Origin of the sequence: Aminobacter ciceronei (assembly GCF_014138625.1) — a bacterium.
GTDB lineage: Bacteria > Pseudomonadota > Alphaproteobacteria > Rhizobiales > Rhizobiaceae > Aminobacter > Aminobacter ciceronei.
On record NZ_JACJHY010000006.1, the window covers coordinates 73,930 to 94,779 of the forward strand.

22 protein-coding genes are annotated in these 20,850 nt (G+C 63.6%); 10 read left to right on the forward strand and 12 right to left on the reverse strand.

All coding sequences use genetic code 11. From position 1 onward, the window contains the following. Positions 1-18 precede the first annotated feature (18 nt). On the reverse strand, positions 19-957 hold the full coding sequence (locus tag HNQ95_RS08255) for a carbohydrate kinase family protein (protein ID WP_083948601.1): 939 nt from the start codon (positions 955-957) through the stop codon (positions 19-21). Positions 958-1,233: 276 nt separating this feature from the next. On the opposite strand from HNQ95_RS08255, the gene recA reads away from it, so the two are divergent. Together recA and alaS are read left to right on the forward strand one after the other, a co-directional pair. Beyond that, positions 1,234-2,322 (forward strand): recombinase RecA, encoded by a 1,089-nt coding sequence (recA, locus tag HNQ95_RS08260; RefSeq protein ID WP_067962672.1) that lies wholly within the window; start codon positions 1,234-1,236, stop codon positions 2,320-2,322. A 248-nt stretch (positions 2,323-2,570) separates the two neighbouring features. Next, entirely contained in the window at positions 2,571-5,231 is a 2,661-nt protein-coding gene (gene alaS / locus HNQ95_RS08265) for an alanine--tRNA ligase (protein WP_182573843.1), read from the forward strand. A gap of 108 nt (positions 5,232-5,339) precedes the next feature. Here alaS and HNQ95_RS08270 read toward each other — a convergent pair whose 3' ends face one another. Continuing rightward, positions 5,340-5,738, reverse strand: a complete 399-nt coding sequence (locus HNQ95_RS08270) for a VOC family protein (RefSeq protein ID WP_067962669.1) — start codon at positions 5,736-5,738, stop codon at positions 5,340-5,342. A 187-nt stretch (positions 5,739-5,925) separates the two neighbouring features. Between HNQ95_RS08270 and HNQ95_RS08275 the strand changes: the two genes are divergently transcribed. Beyond that, positions 5,926-6,774 (forward strand): AraC family transcriptional regulator, encoded by an 849-nt coding sequence (locus tag HNQ95_RS08275; protein ID WP_182573844.1) that lies wholly within the window; start codon positions 5,926-5,928, stop codon positions 6,772-6,774. Between the two features lie 29 nt (positions 6,775-6,803). Here the strand turns inward: HNQ95_RS08275 and HNQ95_RS08280 are convergent, their stop codons facing one another. From HNQ95_RS08280 to HNQ95_RS08290, 3 genes are all read right to left on the reverse strand, one after another. Continuing rightward, positions 6,804-7,586 (reverse strand): hypothetical protein, encoded by a 783-nt coding sequence (locus HNQ95_RS08280; RefSeq protein ID WP_067962663.1) that lies wholly within the window; start codon positions 7,584-7,586, stop codon positions 6,804-6,806. Positions 7,587-7,612: 26 nt separating this feature from the next. Then, positions 7,613-8,824, reverse strand: a complete 1,212-nt coding sequence (locus HNQ95_RS08285) for an NADP-dependent isocitrate dehydrogenase (RefSeq protein ID WP_067962660.1) — start codon at positions 8,822-8,824, stop codon at positions 7,613-7,615. Positions 8,825-9,003: 179 nt separating this feature from the next. Next, a complete protein-coding gene (locus tag HNQ95_RS08290) occupies positions 9,004-9,348 on the reverse strand; it encodes a TfoX/Sxy family protein (protein WP_154385525.1) in 345 nt (114 codons plus the stop codon). Positions 9,349-9,447: 99 nt separating this feature from the next. On the opposite strand from HNQ95_RS08290, the gene HNQ95_RS08295 reads away from it, so the two are divergent. From HNQ95_RS08295 to HNQ95_RS08305, 3 genes are all read left to right on the forward strand, one after another. Then, positions 9,448-10,308 (forward strand): RNA methyltransferase, encoded by an 861-nt coding sequence (locus HNQ95_RS08295; RefSeq protein WP_246340630.1) that lies wholly within the window; start codon positions 9,448-9,450, stop codon positions 10,306-10,308. Then, positions 10,301-11,095: a glutamate racemase gene (gene murI, locus HNQ95_RS08300; protein ID WP_067962648.1), complete on the forward strand. Its 795-nt coding sequence runs from the start codon at positions 10,301-10,303 to the stop codon at positions 11,093-11,095. Before HNQ95_RS08295 ends, murI begins: the two co-directional genes overlap by 8 nt. 62 nt (positions 11,096-11,157) lie before the next feature. Next, positions 11,158-11,346 (forward strand): DUF3008 family protein, encoded by a 189-nt coding sequence (locus HNQ95_RS08305; RefSeq protein ID WP_067962645.1) that lies wholly within the window; start codon positions 11,158-11,160, stop codon positions 11,344-11,346. A 41-nt stretch (positions 11,347-11,387) separates the two neighbouring features. Here the strand turns inward: HNQ95_RS08305 and HNQ95_RS08310 are convergent, their stop codons facing one another. Next, on the reverse strand, positions 11,388-12,023 hold the full coding sequence (locus tag HNQ95_RS08310; protein ID WP_154385523.1) for an NAD(P)-dependent oxidoreductase: 636 nt from the start codon (positions 12,021-12,023) through the stop codon (positions 11,388-11,390). A 147-nt stretch (positions 12,024-12,170) separates the two neighbouring features. Between HNQ95_RS08310 and HNQ95_RS08315 the strand changes: the two genes are divergently transcribed. The 4 genes from HNQ95_RS08315 to ttcA all read left to right on the forward strand — a co-directional run bounded on the left by HNQ95_RS08315 (position 12,171) and on the right by ttcA (position 15,266). Continuing rightward, the gene (locus HNQ95_RS08315) at positions 12,171-12,581 is read left to right on the forward strand and encodes a winged helix-turn-helix transcriptional regulator (protein WP_067962642.1); all 411 of its coding nucleotides are present in this window, start codon (positions 12,171-12,173) and stop codon (positions 12,579-12,581) included. A gap of 74 nt (positions 12,582-12,655) precedes the next feature. Continuing rightward, entirely contained in the window at positions 12,656-13,363 is a 708-nt protein-coding gene (locus HNQ95_RS08320) for a 2OG-Fe(II) oxygenase (protein ID WP_182573845.1), read from the forward strand. Positions 13,364-13,585: 222 nt separating this feature from the next. Beyond that, positions 13,586-14,203, forward strand: coding sequence for a 30S ribosomal protein S4 (gene rpsD, locus HNQ95_RS08325; RefSeq protein WP_067962637.1), 618 nt, complete (start codon positions 13,586-13,588; stop codon positions 14,201-14,203). A gap of 214 nt (positions 14,204-14,417) precedes the next feature. Then, positions 14,418-15,266 (forward strand): tRNA 2-thiocytidine(32) synthetase TtcA, encoded by an 849-nt coding sequence (gene ttcA, locus HNQ95_RS08330; RefSeq protein WP_182573846.1) that lies wholly within the window; start codon positions 14,418-14,420, stop codon positions 15,264-15,266. 88 nt (positions 15,267-15,354) lie between these two features. Here the strand turns inward: ttcA and HNQ95_RS08335 are convergent, their stop codons facing one another. The 6 genes from HNQ95_RS08335 to purL all read right to left on the reverse strand — a co-directional run bounded on the left by HNQ95_RS08335 (position 15,355) and on the right by purL (position 20,741). After that, complete coding sequence (locus HNQ95_RS08335) at positions 15,355-16,620, reverse strand: multidrug effflux MFS transporter (RefSeq protein ID WP_154386083.1); 1,266 nt, start codon at positions 16,618-16,620, stop codon at positions 15,355-15,357. Between the two features lie 93 nt (positions 16,621-16,713). Continuing rightward, entirely contained in the window at positions 16,714-17,049 is a 336-nt protein-coding gene (gene grxD / locus HNQ95_RS08340) for a Grx4 family monothiol glutaredoxin (protein ID WP_067962632.1), read from the reverse strand. Between the two features lie 164 nt (positions 17,050-17,213). Continuing rightward, positions 17,214-17,438 carry a hypothetical protein gene (locus HNQ95_RS08345; RefSeq protein ID WP_067962630.1) on the reverse strand — a complete coding sequence of 75 codons (225 nt, stop codon included), beginning with the start codon at positions 17,436-17,438 and terminating at the stop codon, positions 17,214-17,216. A 77-nt stretch (positions 17,439-17,515) separates the two neighbouring features. After that, positions 17,516-18,253 (reverse strand): class I SAM-dependent DNA methyltransferase, encoded by a 738-nt coding sequence (locus tag HNQ95_RS08350; protein ID WP_182573847.1) that lies wholly within the window; start codon positions 18,251-18,253, stop codon positions 17,516-17,518. Positions 18,254-18,267: 14 nt separating this feature from the next. After that, positions 18,268-18,501: a BolA family protein gene (locus HNQ95_RS08355; protein ID WP_067962623.1), complete on the reverse strand. Its 234-nt coding sequence runs from the start codon at positions 18,499-18,501 to the stop codon at positions 18,268-18,270. 14 nt (positions 18,502-18,515) lie between these two features. Next, complete coding sequence (purL, locus tag HNQ95_RS08360) at positions 18,516-20,741, reverse strand: phosphoribosylformylglycinamidine synthase subunit PurL (RefSeq protein ID WP_182573848.1); 2,226 nt, start codon at positions 20,739-20,741, stop codon at positions 18,516-18,518. Positions 20,742-20,850 lie beyond the last annotated feature (109 nt).

Genomic DNA, 20,850 nt, shown 5'->3' on the forward strand with positions numbered 1-20,850 from the left:
TGGTCTCCTTGGTCCGCGTCATGCCATTTCCCGGGCTTGCGGCACAAGGGCCAGCGCCGCGTCAAAGTCTGCCTGGGCGAGATCGGGCACCGCCGAGGCACTCTCTATGGCCAGCACGGCTGCAGCAATGCCCTCGCGCAGCGCCCGCTCGAGCGGCAGGCCGCGCAGAAGCGCCACCGTCGTTACCCCCGCCAGCGCGTCGCCGGCGCCGGTCACGTCGACGATCCAGCGTGGGGCAGGCGGTGTGATCTCGATCAGGCCGGCGGCGTCATAGGCAAAGACCGAGCTGCCGCCTGCCGTGACGACGCCGCGCATGAGCCCCGTGGCGCGCAGGCCGCGGGCGAAGGCGTCGGGCGTGGAATCGGCAGCGACATCAGCCAGCACCGCCGCCTCGCGCCGGTTCATGTAGAGGCAGGAGAGCTTGCCGAGGATCGGCGCCAGCCGCACCGCCTTGGCGGGCGAAATCGCAATGGCAAACAGCGGCTTGTCGGCAATCTCGCCGAGCCTGGTCAGCGCTGCTTCGGGCAGGTTGGCGTCGCACAGCACGGCATCCGTGCCGGCGATCGCCTCACGCGTCTTGGCGCGCCTGAGCTGCTTGGCGAAGGCAAGTTCGTAGAGGCTCATGTCTGCCAGTGCCGCGACCACGTCGCCGTCGCGGTCGAGCAGGGCGGTGTAGCTCGGCGTCGCCCGGTCGAGGAAGATGGCCGACAGGTCCTCGATGCCGTTGGCCGCGATCTCCGACGCCACGGCGTCGCCGGCCGCGTCGCCGCCGCGCACCGACATCAAGGCGCCGGTCGCCCCGCGACGCACTGCACCCCGCAACGCATTGAAAGCGCCGCCGCCAACCTCCTCGCTCATCGAGCCGGGGATCGAGGCGCCCGCCACGAACGGTGCCGTCATGCGGCCGCGCCGGTCGACATGGGCGCCTCCGATGGCAAGGATCTTGGGTGACGTCATGATGCAGGTGTCCGGCAGAGGTTTCGGGCGTGGAAGTTAGTGTCTGGCGAGGCGGGCGGCAACCGAATCGCGGCGCGGGCGGATTTTCACGGCGGCGTGTCGCGCCATATGCGACATCGCATCACGTGCAGCTTTAAAACAAAAAAAGAACACGCATGTGATTAAACATAAATATCAGTAAGTTGACTGCTCTTGCCAAATGAGAACAAAACAGATACAAAATTATATCGGTACCGGATCTGCCGGCCTTCATTGACGACCACGGGGTGATGTATCATGGCTCAGAATTCATTGCGGCTTGTAGAGGATAATTCGGTGGACAAATCCAAGGCTCTGGACGCGGCGCTGTCGCAGATCGAACGCGCCTTCGGCAAGGGCTCGATCATGCGCCTGGGCGCCAATGAGCAGGTTGTCGAGATCGGAACGGTCTCCACCGGCTCGCTCGGCCTCGACATCGCTCTTGGCGTCGGCGGCCTGCCGCGCGGACGCATCATCGAAATCTACGGGCCGGAAAGCTCGGGCAAGACGACGCTCGCTTTGCACACCGTGGCCGAAGCCCAGAAGAAGGGCGGCATCTGCGCCTTCGTCGACGCCGAACACGCGCTCGACCCGGTCTATGCCCGCAAGCTCGGCGTCGATCTCGAGAACCTGCTGATCTCGCAGCCCGACACGGGCGAGCAGGCGCTGGAGATCTGCGATACGCTGGTGCGTTCCGGCGCCATCGACGTGCTGGTCGTCGACTCGGTTGCAGCGCTGACGCCGCGCGCCGAGATCGAGGGTGAGATGGGCGAGTCGCTGCCCGGCCTGCAGGCCCGACTGATGAGCCAGGCGCTGCGCAAGCTGACGGCCTCGATCTCGCGCTCCAACACCATGGTCATCTTCATCAACCAGATCCGCATGAAGATCGGCGTCATGTACGGCTCGCCGGAGACCACCACCGGCGGCAACGCGCTCAAGTTCTATGCTTCGGTCCGCCTCGACATCCGCCGCATCGGCTCGGTCAAGGACCGCGACGAGGTCGTCGGCAACCAGACCCGCGTCAAGGTGGTCAAGAACAAGCTGGCCCCGCCCTTCAAGCAGGTCGAGTTTGACATCATGTATGGCGAAGGCGTGTCCAAGACCGGCGAGCTCGTCGATCTCGGCGTCAAGGCCGGCGTTGTCGAGAAGTCGGGCGCCTGGTTCTCCTACAATTCGCAGCGGCTCGGCCAGGGACGCGAGAACGCCAAGCTGTTCCTGCGCAACAATCCCGACGCGGCGCGTGAGATCGAACAGCTGCTCAGGCAGAATGCCGGTCTGATCGCCGAGAAGTTCCTCGAGAACGGCTCGCGCGAGGAAGACGACGGCGACGAAGCTGGCGCGATGTAGGCGCATTCGGGGCCGGTCCGGCGAACGCTGGACCAGACCCAAGACAGACGATCTGAGCGACCGCCGGCCATTGTGCCGGCGGTTTGCGTTTGTGAAGACGGCTTCGCTGATCGGGCGGCGGAATTGCGGGCTATTGCCGGTCCGGTGTTTCTGGACAGGGTTAAGGTGGGCGGCTAAAAGGCCAGTTCCAATTTCCGCCTGCAAAGGGCGGGGTGCATCTGTTCAGGGCGGCGATCAAAGGCGGCAATATGAGTGGCGTGAACGAGATCAGGTCGACATTTCTCGACTACTTCAAGAAGAACGGACACGAGGTCGTAGCCTCCAGTCCGCTCGTCCCGCGCAATGACCCGACCTTGATGTTCACCAATGCCGGCATGGTGCAGTTCAAGAATGTCTTCACCGGGCTCGAGACGCGCTCCTATTCGCGCGCCGCAACCGCGCAGAAGAGCGTGCGCGCCGGCGGCAAGCACAACGACCTCGACAATGTCGGCTACACCGCGCGCCATCTCACCTTCTTCGAGATGCTCGGCAACTTCTCCTTTGGCGACTATTTCAAGGAGCAGGCGATCGAGCTTGCCTGGAACCTGATCACCAAGGAGTACGGGCTCAAGAAGGACAAGCTGCTCGTCACCGTCTATCACACCGACGACGAGGCGGCCGACCACTGGAAGAAGATCGCCGGCTTCACCGACGACCGCATCATTCGCATCGCCACCTCGGACAATTTCTGGGCGATGGGCGATACCGGCCCGTGCGGCCCGTGCTCGGAAATCTTCATCGACCGCGGCGAGCACATCTGGGGCGGCCCTCCCGGCAGCCCCGAGGAGGATGGCGACCGCTTCCTCGAATTCTGGAACCTCGTCTTCATGCAATATGAGCAGGTGACGAAGGAAGAGCGCATCTCGCTGCCGCGCCCGTCCATCGACACCGGCATGGGCCTCGAGCGCATGGCCTCGATCCTGCAGGGCGTCGAGACCGTGTTCGAGACAGACCTGTTCCGCACCTTGATCGATGCCGCGTCCTCGGCGATCGGCCGTGGCCCGGATGACAGCAATGTCGCCTCCTACCGCGTCATGGCCGATCACCTGCGTTCGTCCTGCTTCCTCGTCGCCGATGGCGTGCTGCCCTCGAATGAGGGCCGTGGCTATGTGCTGCGCCGCATCATGCGCCGCGCCATGCGTCATGCGCAGCTTCTCGGCGCGCAGGAGCCGATGATGTGGAAACTGGTGCCTGCACTCATCCGCGAGATGGGGCAGGCCTATCCCGAGCTCGTCCGTGGCGAAGCACTCATCACCGAGACGCTCAAGCTCGAAGAGACCCGCTTCCGCAAGACGCTCGCCCGCGGCCTGGGCCTGCTGGCGGACGCCACCGAGACGCTGGGCTCGGGCGACATGCTCGACGGCGAAACCGCCTTCAAGCTTTACGACACCTACGGCTTCCCGCTCGACCTGACGCAGGACGCATTGCGCCAGCGCAGCATTTCGGTGGATCTCGCCGGCTTCACCGATGCGATGGAGCGGCAGAAGGCCGAGGCGCGCGCCAACTGGGCGGGCTCCGGCGAGGCTGCGACCGAGGTCGTCTGGTTCTCCGTCCGCGAAAAGACCGGCGCCACCGAATTCCTCGGCTATGAGACCGAGCAGGCCGAAGGCGTGATCCTGTCGCTGCTCAAGGACGGCGCCGTTGTCGATGCCGTGAACGAGGGCGACATCGTCGCCATCGTCGTCAACCAGACGCCGTTCTACGGCGAGTCGGGCGGCCAGATGGGCGACACCGGCACCATTTCAGGCGAAGGCTTCGCCGTCGAGGTGACCGACACCCAGAAGAAGGCCGACGGCCTGTTCGTTCATTACGGCAAGGTCACCAAGGGCAAGCTCAAGACGGGCGCTGCCGTCGAGCTCAAGGTCGACCACAACAGGCGGACGCGTTTGCGGTCGAACCACTCGGCAACCCACTTGATCCACGAGGCGCTGCGCGAGGTGCTCGGCACTCATGTCGCGCAGAAGGGCTCGCTGGTTGCGCCTGAGCGCCTGCGCTTCGACATCTCGCACAACAAGCCGATCTCGGCCGAGGAACTCGAGGAAGTCGAGCGCATGTCGAACGAGATCGTGGTCCAGAACAGCCCCGTCAACACGCGCCTGATGAGCGTCGACGATGCCATTGCCGAGGGCGCGATGGCGCTGTTCGGCGAAAAATATGGCGACGAGGTTCGGGTCGTCTCGATGGGCACCGGCCTGCATGGTGCCAAGGCCAACCGTCCCTATTCGGTCGAGCTGTGCGGCGGCACCCATGTCCGCTCCACCGGCGACATCGGCCTGGTGCGCATCGTCTCCGACAGCGCCGTCGCTGCCGGCGTGCGTCGCATCGAGGCGCTGACCGGCGAGGCGGCGCGTCGTCACCTCGACGAGCAGGACCGCCGCCTGAAGACGGTCGCAGCAGCACTGAAGGTGTCGCCCGCCGACGTGCTGTCGCGTGTCGAAGCCCTGGTCGATGAACGCAAGAAGCTTGAACGCGAGCTGACCGAAGCGCGCAAGCGGCTCGCCATGGGTGGCGGGCAGGGCGGTTCCGCCGATGCGGTGCGCGAGATATCTGGCGTGAAGTATCTCGGCAAAGTTGTGTCAGGCGTCGACCCCAAGGACCTCAAGGGCTTGGCCGACGAAAGCAAGGCCGGCCTCGGTTCGGGCGTGGTGACGCTGATCGGCGTGTCGGAAGATGGCAAGGCCAGCGCTGTCGTGGCTGTCACGGCCGATCTCGTCGACCGCCTCAGTGCCGTCGACCTGGTTCGCGTCGCATCCGCAGCCCTTGGCGGCAAGGGCGGCGGCGGCCGTCCGGACATGGCCCAGGCCGGTGGCCCCGACGCCACCAAGGCCGACGAGGCTGTCGAGGCTGTCGCCCAGGCAATGGCCGGCTGATCCTGGATCAGGCTTAGGAATCGACAGGGCGGGAGCTTCGGCCCCCGCCCTTTTCATTTGGCCGTCTCGACGTCCAGGTCGCTGGCCGGCGGATCAGTCTTCAGCGGATCAGTCTTCAAAAGCAGCGACAAATTCGACCTTGATCCGGTCGGGATCTTCGATGAACAGTGCGTAATAGTCGCTGCCGCCATTGGCGAAGGGATAACGCTCGTCATAGAGGCAGGGAATGCCGTTGTCCCGGCAGACCTGCCTGAGCCTGTCGACGGTCGTCCTGTCTTCCACGCGAAAGGCCAGATGATTGAGGCCAACGCCGGACCGGTGATAGGGCCGATGGGCGTGCTTCTCGGCCACCTGCACGAAGGTCAAATAGGCATGGTTGCCGTGGGCGAGCGTGAAGCCATCGTTCCAGCGCCCGGTTTCCTCATAGCCGATCTGCGCGAGAAGAGACGCCCAGAAGGCATGCGATCTCTCCAGGTTCGACACATAGATTTCGACGTGATGCAGCATCGGCTTGGCCCCTGAACGCTGTTTGCCTGCAATCTCAAGCTGTATCGCTTCCAGTCCTCATCCGCTATCCCATTGGCCTGGGGGATTGTCATGCGGCAGGCGTGCGGGACCTCCGGTTTGAACTCAGCAGGATTTGTCAAATCAGGCTATGTTTCTGTCCGGCCGATCGATTTGCAAAGGGTTTGGCATGAACGGTGAAACGGCATGGGCAGTCTATGAAACCCGCCTGAGAAGGGTTTCGGCTCACATCCACGCGCATCTCGACGAGGAGCTGGATATGGACTGCCTGGCCGACATCGCCTGCATGTCGAGCTACCACTGGCACAGGATCTACCGCGCCATCTACGGTGAAACGGCTGCCGCCACGGTCAAGCGCCTCAGGCTGCACCGCGCCGCCGGCGACATCGTGGGGACGGATCTGACTGTCCTGGAGATTGCGAAACGGTCCGGCTATCCCAACGTCCAGTCGTTCAACCGCATCTTCAAGGCCGTCTACGGCATGCCGCCGGCGCGCTACCGGAGGGAGGGAAGCCACAAGCTCTTCGAAACCCACAGAGGAAAGGCTTCCCACATGTTCGACGTTCAGATCCGCACCATATCCGACACCAGCCTCGTCGGCGTTCCCCATCAGGGCTCCTACATGCAGATCGGCAAGGCCTTCGAGCAGCTGTTCGGCACGCTCTACGCCCGCGGCCAGGCGCGGCCCGACATGCGCATGATCGGTATCTATCTCGACGCCCCCGATCTCGTTGCCGAGGACAGACTGCGCTCGGTCGCCTGCGTCAGCGCCGATGCGTCGGCACCTGCCGCCGCACCGCTCGAGCGCCGCGCCATCCAGGGCGGCGAATACGCCGTGCTGCGCCACAAGGGGCCGTATGCCGAGATGCACATGGCCTACAAATGGCTCTATGCCGAATGGTTGCCGAAATCGGGTCGCCAACTGCGCGACGCGCTGATGTTCGAGGAATACCTCAACAACCCGCGCGACGTGGCGCCATCAGAGCTCCTGACCGACATCCACCTGCCGTTGGCCTGAGTTGGGGGCGCAGGGAAATCCGGCGGTCGTCAAATAAACTCGCGGCCACCGGTATATTGACGGCGAAGCCGCCGGATCACCCACTTGTGGAGCGGCTGGTTCCGCCGGCGATGGAGAAAGACTGTCTCGCCGAATGGCTGTTCGCCTGGCTCGTTCTGCCATGGACCAAACTGCGACGGATCGGGAAACAGCGCTGCGTTGTGTCTCTTCGCAAGGATCGTCAGCACCGACTGGTCATGTCGATGGTCGACGAAGCCAGGCAGGTTCGGAAGCCCGTGTATGTTCGGGGCATCAGTGAGACATGCCTCGCTTGTCATGGCTTCGGAAAGGCGTGACACAAACTGCCTTGCTTCCGGCCCAGCCCGGTAAAGCTGAATGCCGCCTACGAGTTGCGGCAGCGACCAGAACTCATCGGTGTCGGCGTTCAGCTCGACAAAGCAATCGCGCTTTGTCCATGTCGACTGCAGCATCGCGCTGCCCATCTGGAAGAGACAAACAGGGTGTTTTTCAGCCAGCGCGATGAGCGGCGCGGGGTCGGCGATGAATGTCATGGCGATGTCGGTGTAGAGAACCAGCGTGCCATCCGGCACGCTGTTCAGTACATCCATGATGACAAATGGCTTCCAGAGCCAATAGCCCGCACCGCGTCGTGCGCTCATTATGGCCGGGTAACGTTGCGCCAAATCGCGCAGCACAGGATGGTCCGGTGTGTAGACAACGGTATCAAGGCCGAACCGGCATGCCGTCTTTGCTAGCAATTTGCTGGCCTGTGAATAGTTCGCGGTCGCAAACGTCACATGAACGGCATGCACTGGGTTCGGCCTTGTCTTTTTGCAGATCAGCCCATCGCCTTCTGCAGGTTCTCGTCGATCTTGTCGAGGAAACCGGTGGTCGACAGCCAGGGCTGGTCGGGGCCAATCAGCAGCGACAGGTCCTTGGTCATGAAGCCGCTTTCAACCGTCTGGATGCAGACGCGTTCCAGCGTCTCGGAGAAACGCTTCAGATCGGCGTTGTCGTCGAGCTTGGCGCGGTGGGCGAGGCCACGGGTCCAGGCGAAGATCGAGGCGATCGAGTTGGTCGAGGTTTCCTCGCCCTTCTGGTGCTGACGGTAGTGGCGGGTGACGGTGCCGTGGGCAGCTTCAGCTTCCACCGTCTTGCCATCCGGGGTCATCAGCACCGAAGTCATCAGGCCGAGCGAGCCGAAGCCCTGGGCCACGGTGTCGGACTGCACGTCGCCGTCATAGTTCTTGCACGCCCAGACATAACCGCCCGACCACTTCAGGCTCGAAGCCACCATGTCGTCGATGAGGCGGTGTTCGTACCAGAGCTTGCGCGCCTTGAACTCGGCCTCGAATTCCTTCTCGTAGACCTCCTGGAAGATGTCCTTGAAGCGGCCGTCATAGGCCTTGAGAATGGTGTTCTTGGTCGACAGATAGACCGGATAGTTGCGCAGCAGGCCGTAGTTCAGCGAGGCGCGGGCGAATTCGCGGATCGACTCGTCGAGGTTGTACATGGCCATCGCCACGCCGGCGCCCGGGGCGTCGAACACGTCGTGCTCGATCACCTGGCCGTCGTCGCCGACGAACTTGATCGACAGCTTGCCCTTGCCCGGGAACTTGAAGTCGGTTGCCTTGTACTGGTCGCCGAAGGCATGACGGCCGACGATGATCGGCTTGGTCCAGCCCGGAACCAGGCGCGGCACGTTCTTCATGATGATCGGCTCGCGGAAGATCGTGCCGCCGAGGATGTTGCGGATCGTGCCGTTGGGCGACTTCCACATCTTCTTGAGCTTGAACTCCTCGACGCGCTGCTCGTCAGGCGTGATGGTGGCGCACTTCACGCCGACGCCGTGCTTGTTGATGGCGTTGGCAGCGTCGATGGTCACCTGGTCGTTGGTGGCGTCGCGGTGTTCGATGCCGAGGTCGTAATATTCGAGGTCGATGTCGAGATAGGGGTGGATCAGCTTGTCCTTGATGAACTGCCAGATGATGCGGGTCATCTCGTCGCCGTCGAGTTCGACGACGGGCTTGGCCACCTTGATCTTCGCCATAGGAAATTGCCTCTTTTTGCCTGGAACCAGCCGGTCCCGGAGGGTTCACGATTGGGAGTGCGGCCCCTATACCAAAGCGAATCGGACGGCGCAAATGATTGCGATTGCGACCTTCGGCCTGTTTGCTGACATTGTATGAAATGCCTGGCTGCGACGTTGGCCGTCGCTGGTGCCGCAGGTCATTTTTGCCTGGCTGAGCCCGTCTTCGGCGGCATCGGCCCGACGAAGCGCGACGCCATGGCGATCCAGCTCTCGATCGCCCGGTCGTCCAGCTTATCAGGCGCCACCATGATGAAGCCTTTCATCTCGCGGCCGGTGAAGTCCATTCGCCTGGCGCCCGGCAAGGCGAGAGCCGCGGGCTCCTGTTCCTCACCGACGCGCACCAGCAAGGCGCCGTCCTTCAGCGTGCCGACCATCATGTTGCCGTTGAGCGTGAAGCAGGTGCCGCCGAACATACGGATTTCGCCGACATTGGGATCGTCGCCGACAAAGGCCAGGATCTGTTCCGCGAGATCGTCCGCCATGGCTCGCCCTTACCGGAACTTCATTTTCGCGCGCGAATATGTCAGGGACGCGCAAAAGGCGCAATTCTCGGTTCAATCGCAACAATGTCAGAAAACCCCATGCCAACAGCGGCCCCCGTGATCATCCTCGTCGAGCCGCAGCTCGGCGAGAACATCGGCATGGTGGCGCGCGCCATGGCCAATTTCAGCCTCGGCGAACTGCGCCTGGTCAATCCACGCGACGGCTGGCCGAACGAGAAGGCGCGCTCCGCTGCCAGCAACGCCGATCACGTCATCGACGCCGTCGTGGTCTTCCCCGACCTCGCATCGGCGGTTGCCGACCTCAACTTCGTCTTCGCCACCACCGCGCGCGAGCGTGACGGCTTCAAGGAAGTGCGCGGTCCCGTCGAGGCCGGCCGCATGCTGCGCGGCCGCGCCGCGTCAGGTCTTCGCACCGGCATACTGTTCGGGCGCGAGCGTTTCGGTCTCTACAACGAGGAAGTGAGCCTGGCCGACGAGATCGTCACCTTCCCGGTCGATCCCAGATTTGCCTCGCTCAACATCGCCCAGGCGGTGCTGTTGATGTCCTATGAGTGGATGAAATCAGGTCTGGAAGATGAGACCCAGACCAATTTCTCTGGCCCGGAAATGAAGCCGGCGACCAAGGACGAGTTGCACGGCCTGTTCAATCACCTCGAATCCGCCCTCGAGGCGCGCGGCTATTTCCGCCCGGCGACCAAGAAGCCGAAGATGGTCGACAATCTGCGCTCGGTGCTGACCCGGGCCGGCTTCTTCTCCCCCGAGCTCAAGGTGCTGCGCGGCGTCGTTGCCTCGCTCGACTATTTCTCGCCCAAGGAGCCGCGCGGCAAGGGTTATCCCGAACGCAAGGCCAGGGTTGACCTCGCCGCCCATTCGGGTGGCGCCGGCAGCGACGAGGACGACACGCCGCCGGTCGGCGGCAGAGGGCTCGACAATGACTGACCGCCCGATCCTGATGTTCGATTCCGGCATTGGCGGGCTGACCGTGCTGCGCGAGGCGCGTGTGCTGATGCCCGACCGCCGCTTTGTCTATGTCGCCGATGATGCGGCATTTCCTTATGGCAACTGGGAGGAGCCGGCGCTCAAGCAGCGCATCCTTGGCCTGTTCGACGAATTGCTCGAGCGCTTCAAGCCCGAGCTGTCGGTCATTCCCTGCAATACCGCCTCGACGCTGGTCATCGAGGCGATCCGCGAGCGTTTTCCCGACCACCCATTCGTCGGCACAGTGCCGGCCATCAAGCCGGCGGCCGAGCGCACCTGTTCGGGCCTGGTTTCGGTGCTGGCCACGCCGGGCACGGTGAAGCGCCAGTACACGCGCGACCTCATTACCCAATGGGCGTCGAAGTGCCATGTCCGCCTCGTCGGCAGCCACAGGCTGGCAGCCTTGGCCGAGACCTACATGCGCGAGGGTTTCGTCGATGAACAGGCGGTAGCCGAGGAAATCGCCCCGTGCTTCGTCGAGCAGGACGGCCGCCGCACCGACATCGTCGTGCTTGCCTGCACGCATTATCCTTTCCTGGTCAACCGCATGCGCAAGACAGCGCCCTGGCCGGTCGACTGGATCGATCCGGCCGAGGCGATCGCGCGCCGCGCGCTGTCCTTGCTCGACGGTTCGCGCGAGTGGCGCGACGACGCCGGCCGCGACATCGCCGTCTTCACCTCGAAGCGCACCGATTTTGCGACGCGCCGGCTGATGCAGGGCTTTGGACTGACGGTCGAAGGAACATGACGGCCCGGCAGGCGTTTTCCAAACCCGAGAGGTCCAAAGGCCCAGAGGTAAGGAGAAACGCCATGCCAGCCGTATCCAAAGCCCAGCAGAAAGCCGCTGGAGCAGCCCTCGCCGCCAAGCGCGGCGAGATCAAGAAGAGCGAACTCGTCGGCGCATCGAAGGAAATGTACGAATCGATGACCGAAAAGGAACTCGAGGAGTTCGCCGAGACCAGCCACAAGGGTTTGCCGGAGCACAGGACAAAGCACTGAGGTCCGGCAAACCCGTCGGGCACTGAGCCTCGGCGAGCCGATCAGTAGCCGACGGTGAAGCGCTTGCCCGTATGCTCAGGCGTTTCGGCCTCGTTGACGATGGCGACGGCCAGGTCTTCCACCGAGATGTGGCTTTCGCCATTGGCATCGAACACCGGCTGGTCGCCACCTGTGCGGAATTTTGCGGTGCGTGCGCCCGGGGCCATCATGATTGCCGGCGACAGGAACGACCATTCCAGACCGGTCTCGCCGCGCAGGGCCGCAAGGGCGTCGCGCGCGGCGCGTGCACCGTCCTTGTAGGCTTCGGGGAAGTGCGGGCCGTCGACCAGCTGTTTGCCGTCGATTTCGAGGCTGCCAGCGCCACCGACGACGATGACGCGCTTGCCGGCGGCCTTTGCGGCTGCGACGATCGCCTTCGAGCCGGCGAGATGCTTGGCATAGATCTCCGGATCGCCCCAGCCGCCATTGAAGGCGGAGACGACGACGTCGCTGCCCGAGATCGCGGCCTTCAGCGCGTCGATGTCGTTGACGTCGGCTTTGACAGCGGTGACGCCGTCGAGGGCGGCGACCTTGGACGGGGTGCGCACGATGGCCGTGACCTCGTGGTCACGCGAAGCGGCTTCCTTGAGCACCGCGTTGCCGACGAAGCCGGATGCGCCGATGAGAGCGAGTTTCATGATCTTCTCCTTGTTCGCCTGCTTTGCCATTTCAGGCGAATGCAGGTATGATTTGTAATCAGGTTACCAACGATAACCATATAGATCGAACCGAAGAGGGCGAAAAGAACGCATGATTTCGTGCCCAGGTTACGTCAGAGGAACCACATGAACGCCCCGACAAAACCCACAACCGCGGTGCCGCTGCTTCACACCACCCCCGGCTTCGAAACCGACGGCCGCAGCACATGCCCGATCCGCGAGGTGCTCGACCGTGTCGGCGACACCTGGAGCATCCTCGTCATCATCAATCTCCAGGAGCAGCCGGTGCGCTTCAACGCGCTCAAGCGCGCGATCGAAGGCATCTCGCAGCGCATGCTGACGGTCACCCTGCGTTCGCTGGAGCGTGACGGGCTGGTCACCCGGACGGTGCGGCCGACAACCCCGCCGGAGGTGGAATACGGGCTGACCGAGCTCGGCCAGTCGCTTGCCGTGCCGATCGCGTCGCTCGGCGGCTGGGCCGCAAGCAATCGTGACAACATGCGCCAGGCGCGGGAGGCGTTCGATCTCGGTACCTGAGCCGCGCAGGAATCGGAATGCGGCGCCCGGATTGAGCGCATAGCGTCGGCCTCCAACAACAACGGAGCGCCGCCATGAAGCCAAGCCCTATCGTTTCGCGCCTGGACTGGACGCGAATCCTCAGTGAGCTCGACGAGTTTGGTGTCGCGCCGACCGGTCCGCTGCTCGACAACGAGACCTGCCAGGCCTTGCGCGCGCTCTATGACCGCGACGCGCAATTCCGCAGCCGCATCGTCATGCAGCGTCATGGTTTTGGGGCGGGGGAGTACAAATACTTCGCCAACCCGCTTCCTGAAGTGATCTCGGGCCTGCGCCACGGCTTCTATGAGCACCTTGCGCCCTTCGCCAATGGCTGGAACGAGCGCATGGGGCTCGCCAGGCGTTATCCCTGCGAACTTGACGCTTTCCTTGCCGAATGCCACGCCGACGGCCAGACCAGGCCGACGCCGCTTCTCCTGAAATACGGTGCCGGCGACTACAACTGCCTGCACCAGGACGTCTATGGCGAGCACCTGTTTCCGGTCCAGTTGGTGATTCTGCTCTCCGACCCGCAATCCGAATTCGCAGGCGGCGAATTCGTCATGACCGAGCAGCGTCCGCGCATGCAGTCGCGCGCCGAGGTGGTTCCGCTCGGCATCGGCCATGGCGCTCTGTTCGCCGTCAACGACCGGCCCAAGGCTGGTTCGCGCGGCGACTATCGGGTAAAGATGCGCCACGGCGTCAGCCGCATCCGCTCTGGCGAGCGCTTCACGCTCGGCATCATCTTCCATGATGCGAAGTGAGCCGGCTGCCTTGGAAGCGTTGACATTGCAGCCGGTTTCGCCTAGTTAGCCGCCAACGCCGGGCCGAAACGCCCGGTGTTTCATTTGACGTGTCCCGTGGACCTTTTCCGCAATGCGTGCGTGGAAGATCCTGTCAGGCTCCGAAAACGGGGGCCAGAGGAGGGCGCGTTTTCCTCGCCTGGAACGTGAAGTTCCGGGTGCAACGTTTTGAAGGGAAATGCGATGAGCAAGCGCGAATCCGCTAAGTACAAAATCGATCGCCGTCTTGGCGAGAACATCTGGGGCCGTCCGAAGTCCCCGGTCAACAAGCGTGAATACGGCCCCGGCCAGCACGGCCAGCGCCGCAAGGGCAAGCTCTCGGACTTCGGTCTGCAGCTGCGCGCCAAGCAGAAGCTGAAGGGTCACTACGGCGACGTTTCGGAAAAGCAGTTCCGCAAGACCTATGAAGAGGCAAACCGCCGCAAGGGCGACACCTCCGAGAACCTGATCGGCCTGCTCGAGTCGCGTCTGGATGCGGTCGTCTACCGTGCCAAGTTCGTGCCGACCATTTTCGCTGCCCGTCAGTTCGTCAACCACGGCCACGTCAACGTCAACGGCAAGCGCACCAACATCTCGTCCTACCGCTGCAAGGCTGGCGACGTGATCGAAGTCCGCGAGAAGTCGAAGCAGCTGGTCATCGTTCTCGAGTCGGTTGGTCTCGCCGAGCGTGACGTTCCTGACTACATCGAAGTCGATCACAACAAGATGGTCGCGACCTTCGCCCGCGTTCCCGGCCTGTCGGACGTTCCGTACGCAGTGCAGATGGAACCGAACCTCGTCGTCGAATTCTATTCACGCTAATCCCCAGAGCGCGGTGCTTCGCGCCGCGTTCAATCTCGCTGCCTTGGGCGCATCTTGGCGATGCGACGGGATAGCATCGAATTTCAAAGGGCGGCCGGCAACGGCCGCTCTTTTCGTTTGGGGGGCATGTCTTGCGCGCCGCCTGAATTTGCGGAATACCGCTGACGGCAGCGCTGTCCCGTATCTGCGCGCCGTGGATTGAAGGACCAGACCGATGGGCATTCACGAACAGGACGCGCTGGCCGAGCCTGCGGAGGGTGCATTCCCGCTCTATCGCGATGCCCCGTCCTCGGTCGAGTTCAACAAGCTGCGCAAGCGACTGCTGCGCCAGACGCGCCAGGCGATCGAAGACTATGCCATGGCCAGGTCAGGCGAGCGCTGGCTGGTGGCGCTGTCGGGCGGCAAGGATTCCTATGGCCTGCTCGCGGTCCTGATGGATCTCAAATGGCGCGGCCTGCTGTCGGTCGATCTGCTCGCCTGCAATCTCGACCAGGGCCAGCCCAACTTCCCCAAGAACGTGCTGCCCGATTATCTCAATGCCAATGGCATCGCCCATCGCATCGAATATCGCGACACCTATTCGGTCGTTACCCAGAAACTGCCGGAGGGCAGCACCTATTGTTCACTGTGCTCGCGGCTCAGGCGAGGGCACCTCTACCGCATCGCGCGTGAGGAGGGCTGTTCCTCGCTGGTGCTCGGCCACCATCGCGAGGACATTCTCGAGACCTTCTTCATGAATCTGTTCCATGGCGGACGCCTCGCCGCCATGCCGCCCAAGCTGCTCAATGACGAGGGCGACGTCATGGTTCTGAGGCCCCTGGCCTTCTGCGCCGAGGCCGACATGGCCAAATTCGCCGAGGGCATGAAGTTTCCGATCATCCCCTGCGACCTCTGCGGCAGCCAGGAAGGCCTGCAGCGCAACGCCATGAAGGCGATGCTGGACGATATCGAAAAGCGCATGCCGGGCCGCAAGGACACCATGCTGCGGGCGCTGTCCAACACCCGTCCGTCGCATCTGCTCGATCGCAAGCTGTTCGATTTCACCAGCCTGATGGCTGGCTGAGGTCGACAGGGTCACCAAAACGAACAGCCCGAAAACCTTGAGGTTTTCGGGCTGTTTCTATTTCAGAGGCTGTACGTCGTCGACGCTGTCAGTGGACCTCGGCAACTGCCGGCTTCGGATCGTGCTGGCCGCGGAACAGCTTGCCCTTCTCGGCAATCAGCACCATCACCAGGCCAATCGAGGCGACGCTGCAGAAACCGATCGCCAGCGGCACCGTCGTGCCATCGAAGGATTGGCCAATGGCCGCACCGATCATGCCACCGCCCAGGGTCTGCATGAAACCCTGCACCGAGGATGCCGTGCCGGCGATATGGCCGAGCGGCTCCATCGAGATCGAGTTGAAGTTGGAGCCGATCCAGCCGAACTGGAACATCGCCAGAGCAAACAGCACGATGAAGGCTGGAAACGGCACCGGCCCGGTCAGCGACCAGACGAGCCAGATCGCACTCACCAGCAGGAAGCCGATCAGGGCGCCGTGCGACAGCTTGCGCATGCCGAATTTGACGACGAGACGCGAGTTGAGGAACGACGACACCGACATCATGCCGGCAATGGCCGCAAACACTGCCGGGAACCACACGCCGAGCCCGTAGAGGCCGACATAGACCTGCTGCGCCGAGTTGATGAAGCCGAACAGTGCGCCGAAGATGGTCATCGAGGCCAGCGTGTACCACAGCGACATGCGCGTGGTGAGCACGGTGCGGAAGCCCCGGGCGATCGACATCACCGACAGCGGCCGCCGGTCCTCGGGATGCATCGTCTCAGGCAGGCGGATCGCCGCCCACAGCGTGATCGCCAGCGCCGACACCGCCATGACGATGAAAATCATGTGCCATTCCGAAAACAGCATGACGATCTGCCCCATGGCGGGCGCCACCACCGGCACGACCATGAACACCATGAAGATCAGCGACATGATCTCGGCCATCTGCCGCCCGCCGAAGCGATCGCGCACCACGGACACCGCAATGACGCGCGTCGACGCAGCACCTATGCCCTGGACGAAGCGCAGCAAAAGCAGCGTTTCGAAGCTTGGCGCGAATGCCGCCGCGAAGGCCGCAAGCACATAGATGCCGAGGCCGAACAGCAGCGGCTTGCGCCGGCCAAACTGGTCGGAGATCGGGCCATAGGCCAGCAGCGCCAGTGCGAGGCCGGCGAAATAGGCGGTAATCACATATTGCCGGTGGTTCTCGCTCTCGACGTTGAGGGCAGCGCCGATCTGCTGCAGCGCCGGCAGCATGATGTCGACGGCAAGCGCGTTGACGGCCATCAATGCGGCGGCCAGCGCGATGAATTCCCAACGCGGAATCGGAAATGCGTCCTGACGGACGCTGGGAGCGACTTTCTGTTCCATTCGGAATCCAATTCAAACGGAAATGCGCCGGGCAAGCCGGCGCATTTGCCACAAACGGGACCCCGGAACAGGCCGGAGCCGGTAATTCTTAGGTCAGGCGGCGCCCTTGACGCTCACGCCCTTCTCTTCCAGGAACGACTGCAGTTCGCCGGCCTGGAACATCTCGCGGATGATGTCGCAACCGCCGACGAACTCACCCTTGACGTAGAGCTGGGGGATGGTCGGCCAGTTGGAATAGTCCTTGATGCCCTGGCGAAGCTCGTTCGAGGTCAGGACGTTGACGCCCTTGTAGTCGACCCCGAGGTAGTCGAGGATCTGGACGACCTGGCCGGAAAAGCCGCACTGCGGGAAGCCGGGCGTGCCCTTCATGAAAACCACGACATCCTGGCTCTTCACTTCGCTATCGATGTATTCGTTGATTCCGCTCATGGCGCACCTAAACCTCAGATCTGGCCGGCGGACCGGCAATGTTCGTTAGACTGCTAGCATCTGCCACTATGTGGTTGCAACAGTCGAGCATTCCAAGCGTCGGGTCGACCCGAAATCCGGAAATGTGACCTTTTTGCCGTGCAGCACCTGCGTTGCGGCGTCAGTCAGCTGCTGCGGCGTGCCTTCGAGCGCGAGCGGACCGTGCGCTTGCGGCTGGTCTGCTTCTTGGCTGGCCTCAAAAGCTTCTCGATCTGGCGCAGCGTGGCCGAACTTGTCGACGTCGTCCGCTTGCGGCGGCGGGCGCGCTTCGAGGTGCTCGACGGCTTCTTCAGAATGTCCTTCAGCACGCCGTCGACGACGCCTTGGACCAGGTCGTTGATCAATGACATCAGCGCGCGCCCCTGTTCTGTGGAATGTCCCGGATAAAAGATCGGGCGATCGATGTCGAGGGCCTCGGCCTTCTGGCCTACTTGATCGCCCGCACGCAGATGAACCCAGGCGAATGGCTGAGCTCGGCAAAGTGTTCGGGGTCGACGGCGGCCATCTCGGCCACCGGCAGCGGTTCGACAAAACGGTCGAGACGCCAGCCGGCATCGCTCAGGCCGTTCAAAATGTCTTGCAGCGGGCGACGGTAGGATTCGACGTAAGGCCTGGGCTCGCCAAAGCCGCCCCAATGCAGGCCCCAGCGGTTGGTCGTGAAGTAGTTGGCATCGCGGCGTGCGCGGGGATCGGCCCAGTCACGCATCGGGTGGCCCATCGAGAACACCAGACGGCCTCCGCTGCGCGTAATGCGATGAAACTCGGCGAAGACAGGCTTGAGGTCTTCGACATAGTCGAGCGCCAGCGAACACAGGATCGCGTCGGTGCTGCCGCTCGCCAGCCAATTCAGGGGCCTGGCCAGATCGCCTTGGTGGAACGCGACGTCGAGACCGGCGCAGCGCTTGCGCGCCAGTTCCAGCATTTCGGGCGTGATGTCGAAGCCGCGGACCCGGGCGCCGCCGCGCGCCAGCTTTTCCGAGCAGATGCCGGAGCCGCAGCCGGCATCGACCACGTCGAGCCCGGCGACATCGCCGAGCAGGGCCAGCGACGCCGGCCGCTCGTACAGTGCGTTGTGGGGCTTGGTGGGGGCTGCCGCGTCGTAGCGCTCGGCAAAAGTCGAGTAGGCGCGGCGCCCTACGTGATTGTCATCCGGGCGCCGCGTCATGGGAGCGCAGACCCTTATTCGGGAATGCTGGTCTGTAGGGCGAGTGCGTGCAGCACGCCGCCCATATTGCCCTTCAGCGCGTCGTAGACCATCTGGTGCTGCTGCACGCGGGTCTTGCCGCGGAAGCTTTCCGAGACGACCTCGGCGGCGTAGTGGTCGCCATCGCCGGCGAGATCGCGGATGGTCACCCGGGCATCCGGAATGCCGTCCTTGATCATCCGCTCGATGTCGTGTGCGTCCATTGCCATGTTGTCGTTCCCGCTCAGTTGTCCATGAAGCGAGGGAACCAGGATTCGTGAGCCGAGGTCAACTCGTCGACGCTCACCGCCCGTGCCTCGCCCAGCGTCAGTTCCTTGCCGCCGGTCGTTCCGATCCACGGCGCGTGGATGCCGAGCGCCTTGGCTTCGTTCCACAATTCCTGCATCTCGGCCGACTGCGGGTCAAGCTTGACGGTGACCAGGTAACGGCCCTGGTCCTCGCCGAAGAACACCGGGATCGGGTTGGTGCCGCTGAGGCCCGGAACAGTCGCCCCGATGCCGGACGCCATCGCCATTTCGGCAAGGGCTACGGCAAGGCCGCCGTCCGACAGATCATGCACGGCAGTGGCCATGCCGCCGCGGATCAGCTTGCGCACGAAGTCGCCGACCTTCTTCTCATGTTCGAGGTCGACCGACGGCGGCGGGCCGTCGGTGCGGCCGTGCAGGTCGCGCATGTAGATCGACTGTGCCAGGTGGCTGCCCCATTGGGCCGGGCCGCCGACCAGCAGGATCACTTCGCCTTCCCGAGCGAAGCAGGCCTTGGCCATCTTCGACCAGTCGTCGATCAGGCCGACGCCGCCGATGGTCGGTGTGGGCAGGATGCCCTGGCCGTTGGTCTCGTTGTAGAGCGAGACATTGCCGGAGACGATCGGGAAGCCGAGCGCGCGGCAGGCATCGCCGATGCCGGTCACTGCGCGCACGAACTGGCCCATGATCTCAGGGCGTTCGGGATTGCCGAAATTGAGGTTGTCGGTAGCGGCGAGCGGCACGGCGCCGGTCGCGGTCAGGTTGCGCCAGCATTCGGCGACCGCCTGCTTGCCGCCCTCATAGGGGTCGGCCTCGCAATAGCGCGGCGTCACGTCTGACGAGAACGCCAGCGCCTTGGTGGCGTGGCCCTCGACACGCACCACGCCTGCGTCGCCGCCGGGGCGCTGCAGCGTGTTGCCCTGGATCATCGTGTCATACTGCTCGTAGACCCAGCGGCGCGACGAAAGATCTGGACCGCCGAGCATCTTGAGCAGTGCGTCGGCGACATCGGCTTGTGGTATGTCGTCGTCAGCCAGCGGCGCGCGCTTGGCCGGCTCGACCCACGGGCGATCATATTCGGGCGCCTCGTCACCGAGCTCCTTGATCGGCAAATTGGCGACTTCGACGCCCTGGTGGATGACGCGGAAACGCAAATCGTCAGTGGTCTTGCCGACGATGGCGAAATCGAGGTCCCACTTGACGAAAATCGCCTCGGCTTCCTTCTCCTTCTCGGGACGCAGCACCATGAGCATGCGCTCCTGGCTTTCCGACAGCATCATCTCGTAGGCGCTCATGCGCTCTTCGCGCACCGGAACCTTGTCGAGGTCGAGCTCGATGCCGAGGTCACCCTTGGCGCCCATCTCGACGGCCGAGCAGGTCAGGCCGGCGGCACCCATGTCCTGGATGGCGATGACGGCGCCTGAAGCCATCAGCTCGAGGCAGGCCTCGAGCAGGCATTTTTCGGTGAATGGATCGCCGACCTGCACGGTCGGGCGCTTCTCGTCGATCTTGTCGTCAAACTCGGCCGAGGCCATGGTCGCACCACCGACGCCGTCACGGCCGGTCTTGGCGCCGAGATAGACGACCGGCAGGCCGACACCCTTGGCCTGCGACAGGAATATGCCGTCGGTCCTGGCGAGGCCGGCGGCAAAGGCGTTGACCAGGATGTTGCCATTGTAGCGGGCATCGAAATTGACTTCGCCGCCGACGGTCGGCACGCCGAAGGCGTTGCCATAGCCGCCGACGCCGGCAACTACGCCCGAGACCAGGTGGCGGGTCTTGGGGTGGTCGGGCGCACCGAAGCGCAGGGCGTTCATCGAGGCAACCGGGCGGGCGCCCATGGTGAAGACGTCACGCAGGATGCCGCCGACACCGGTCGCAGCCCCCTGATAGGGCTCTATGTAGGAGGGGTGGTTGTGGCTCTCCATCTTGAAGACCACGCAGTCGCCGTCGCCGATGTCGACGACGCCGGCGTTTTCGCCGGGGCCCTGGATGACGACGTCACCCTTGGTCGGCAGCGTGCGCAGCCACTTCTTCGACGACTTGTAGGAGCAGTGCTCGTTCCACATCGCCGAGAAGATGCCGAGTTCGGTAAAGCTCGGCTCGCGCCCGACAAGGTCGAGGATGCGCTGGTATTCGTCCGGCTTGAGCCCGTGCGCGGCGATGAGTTCGCCGGTGATCTTCACGTCATTCTGAATGGTCATCGTAGATCGCAGAATCCGTTGGGGAGCGTTGGTGGCTCCATAGCGCATGATTGCGCCGGGATATACCGCCAATGGCCAGAAAGTCACCCTTTCTGGCACGGAAACGGCC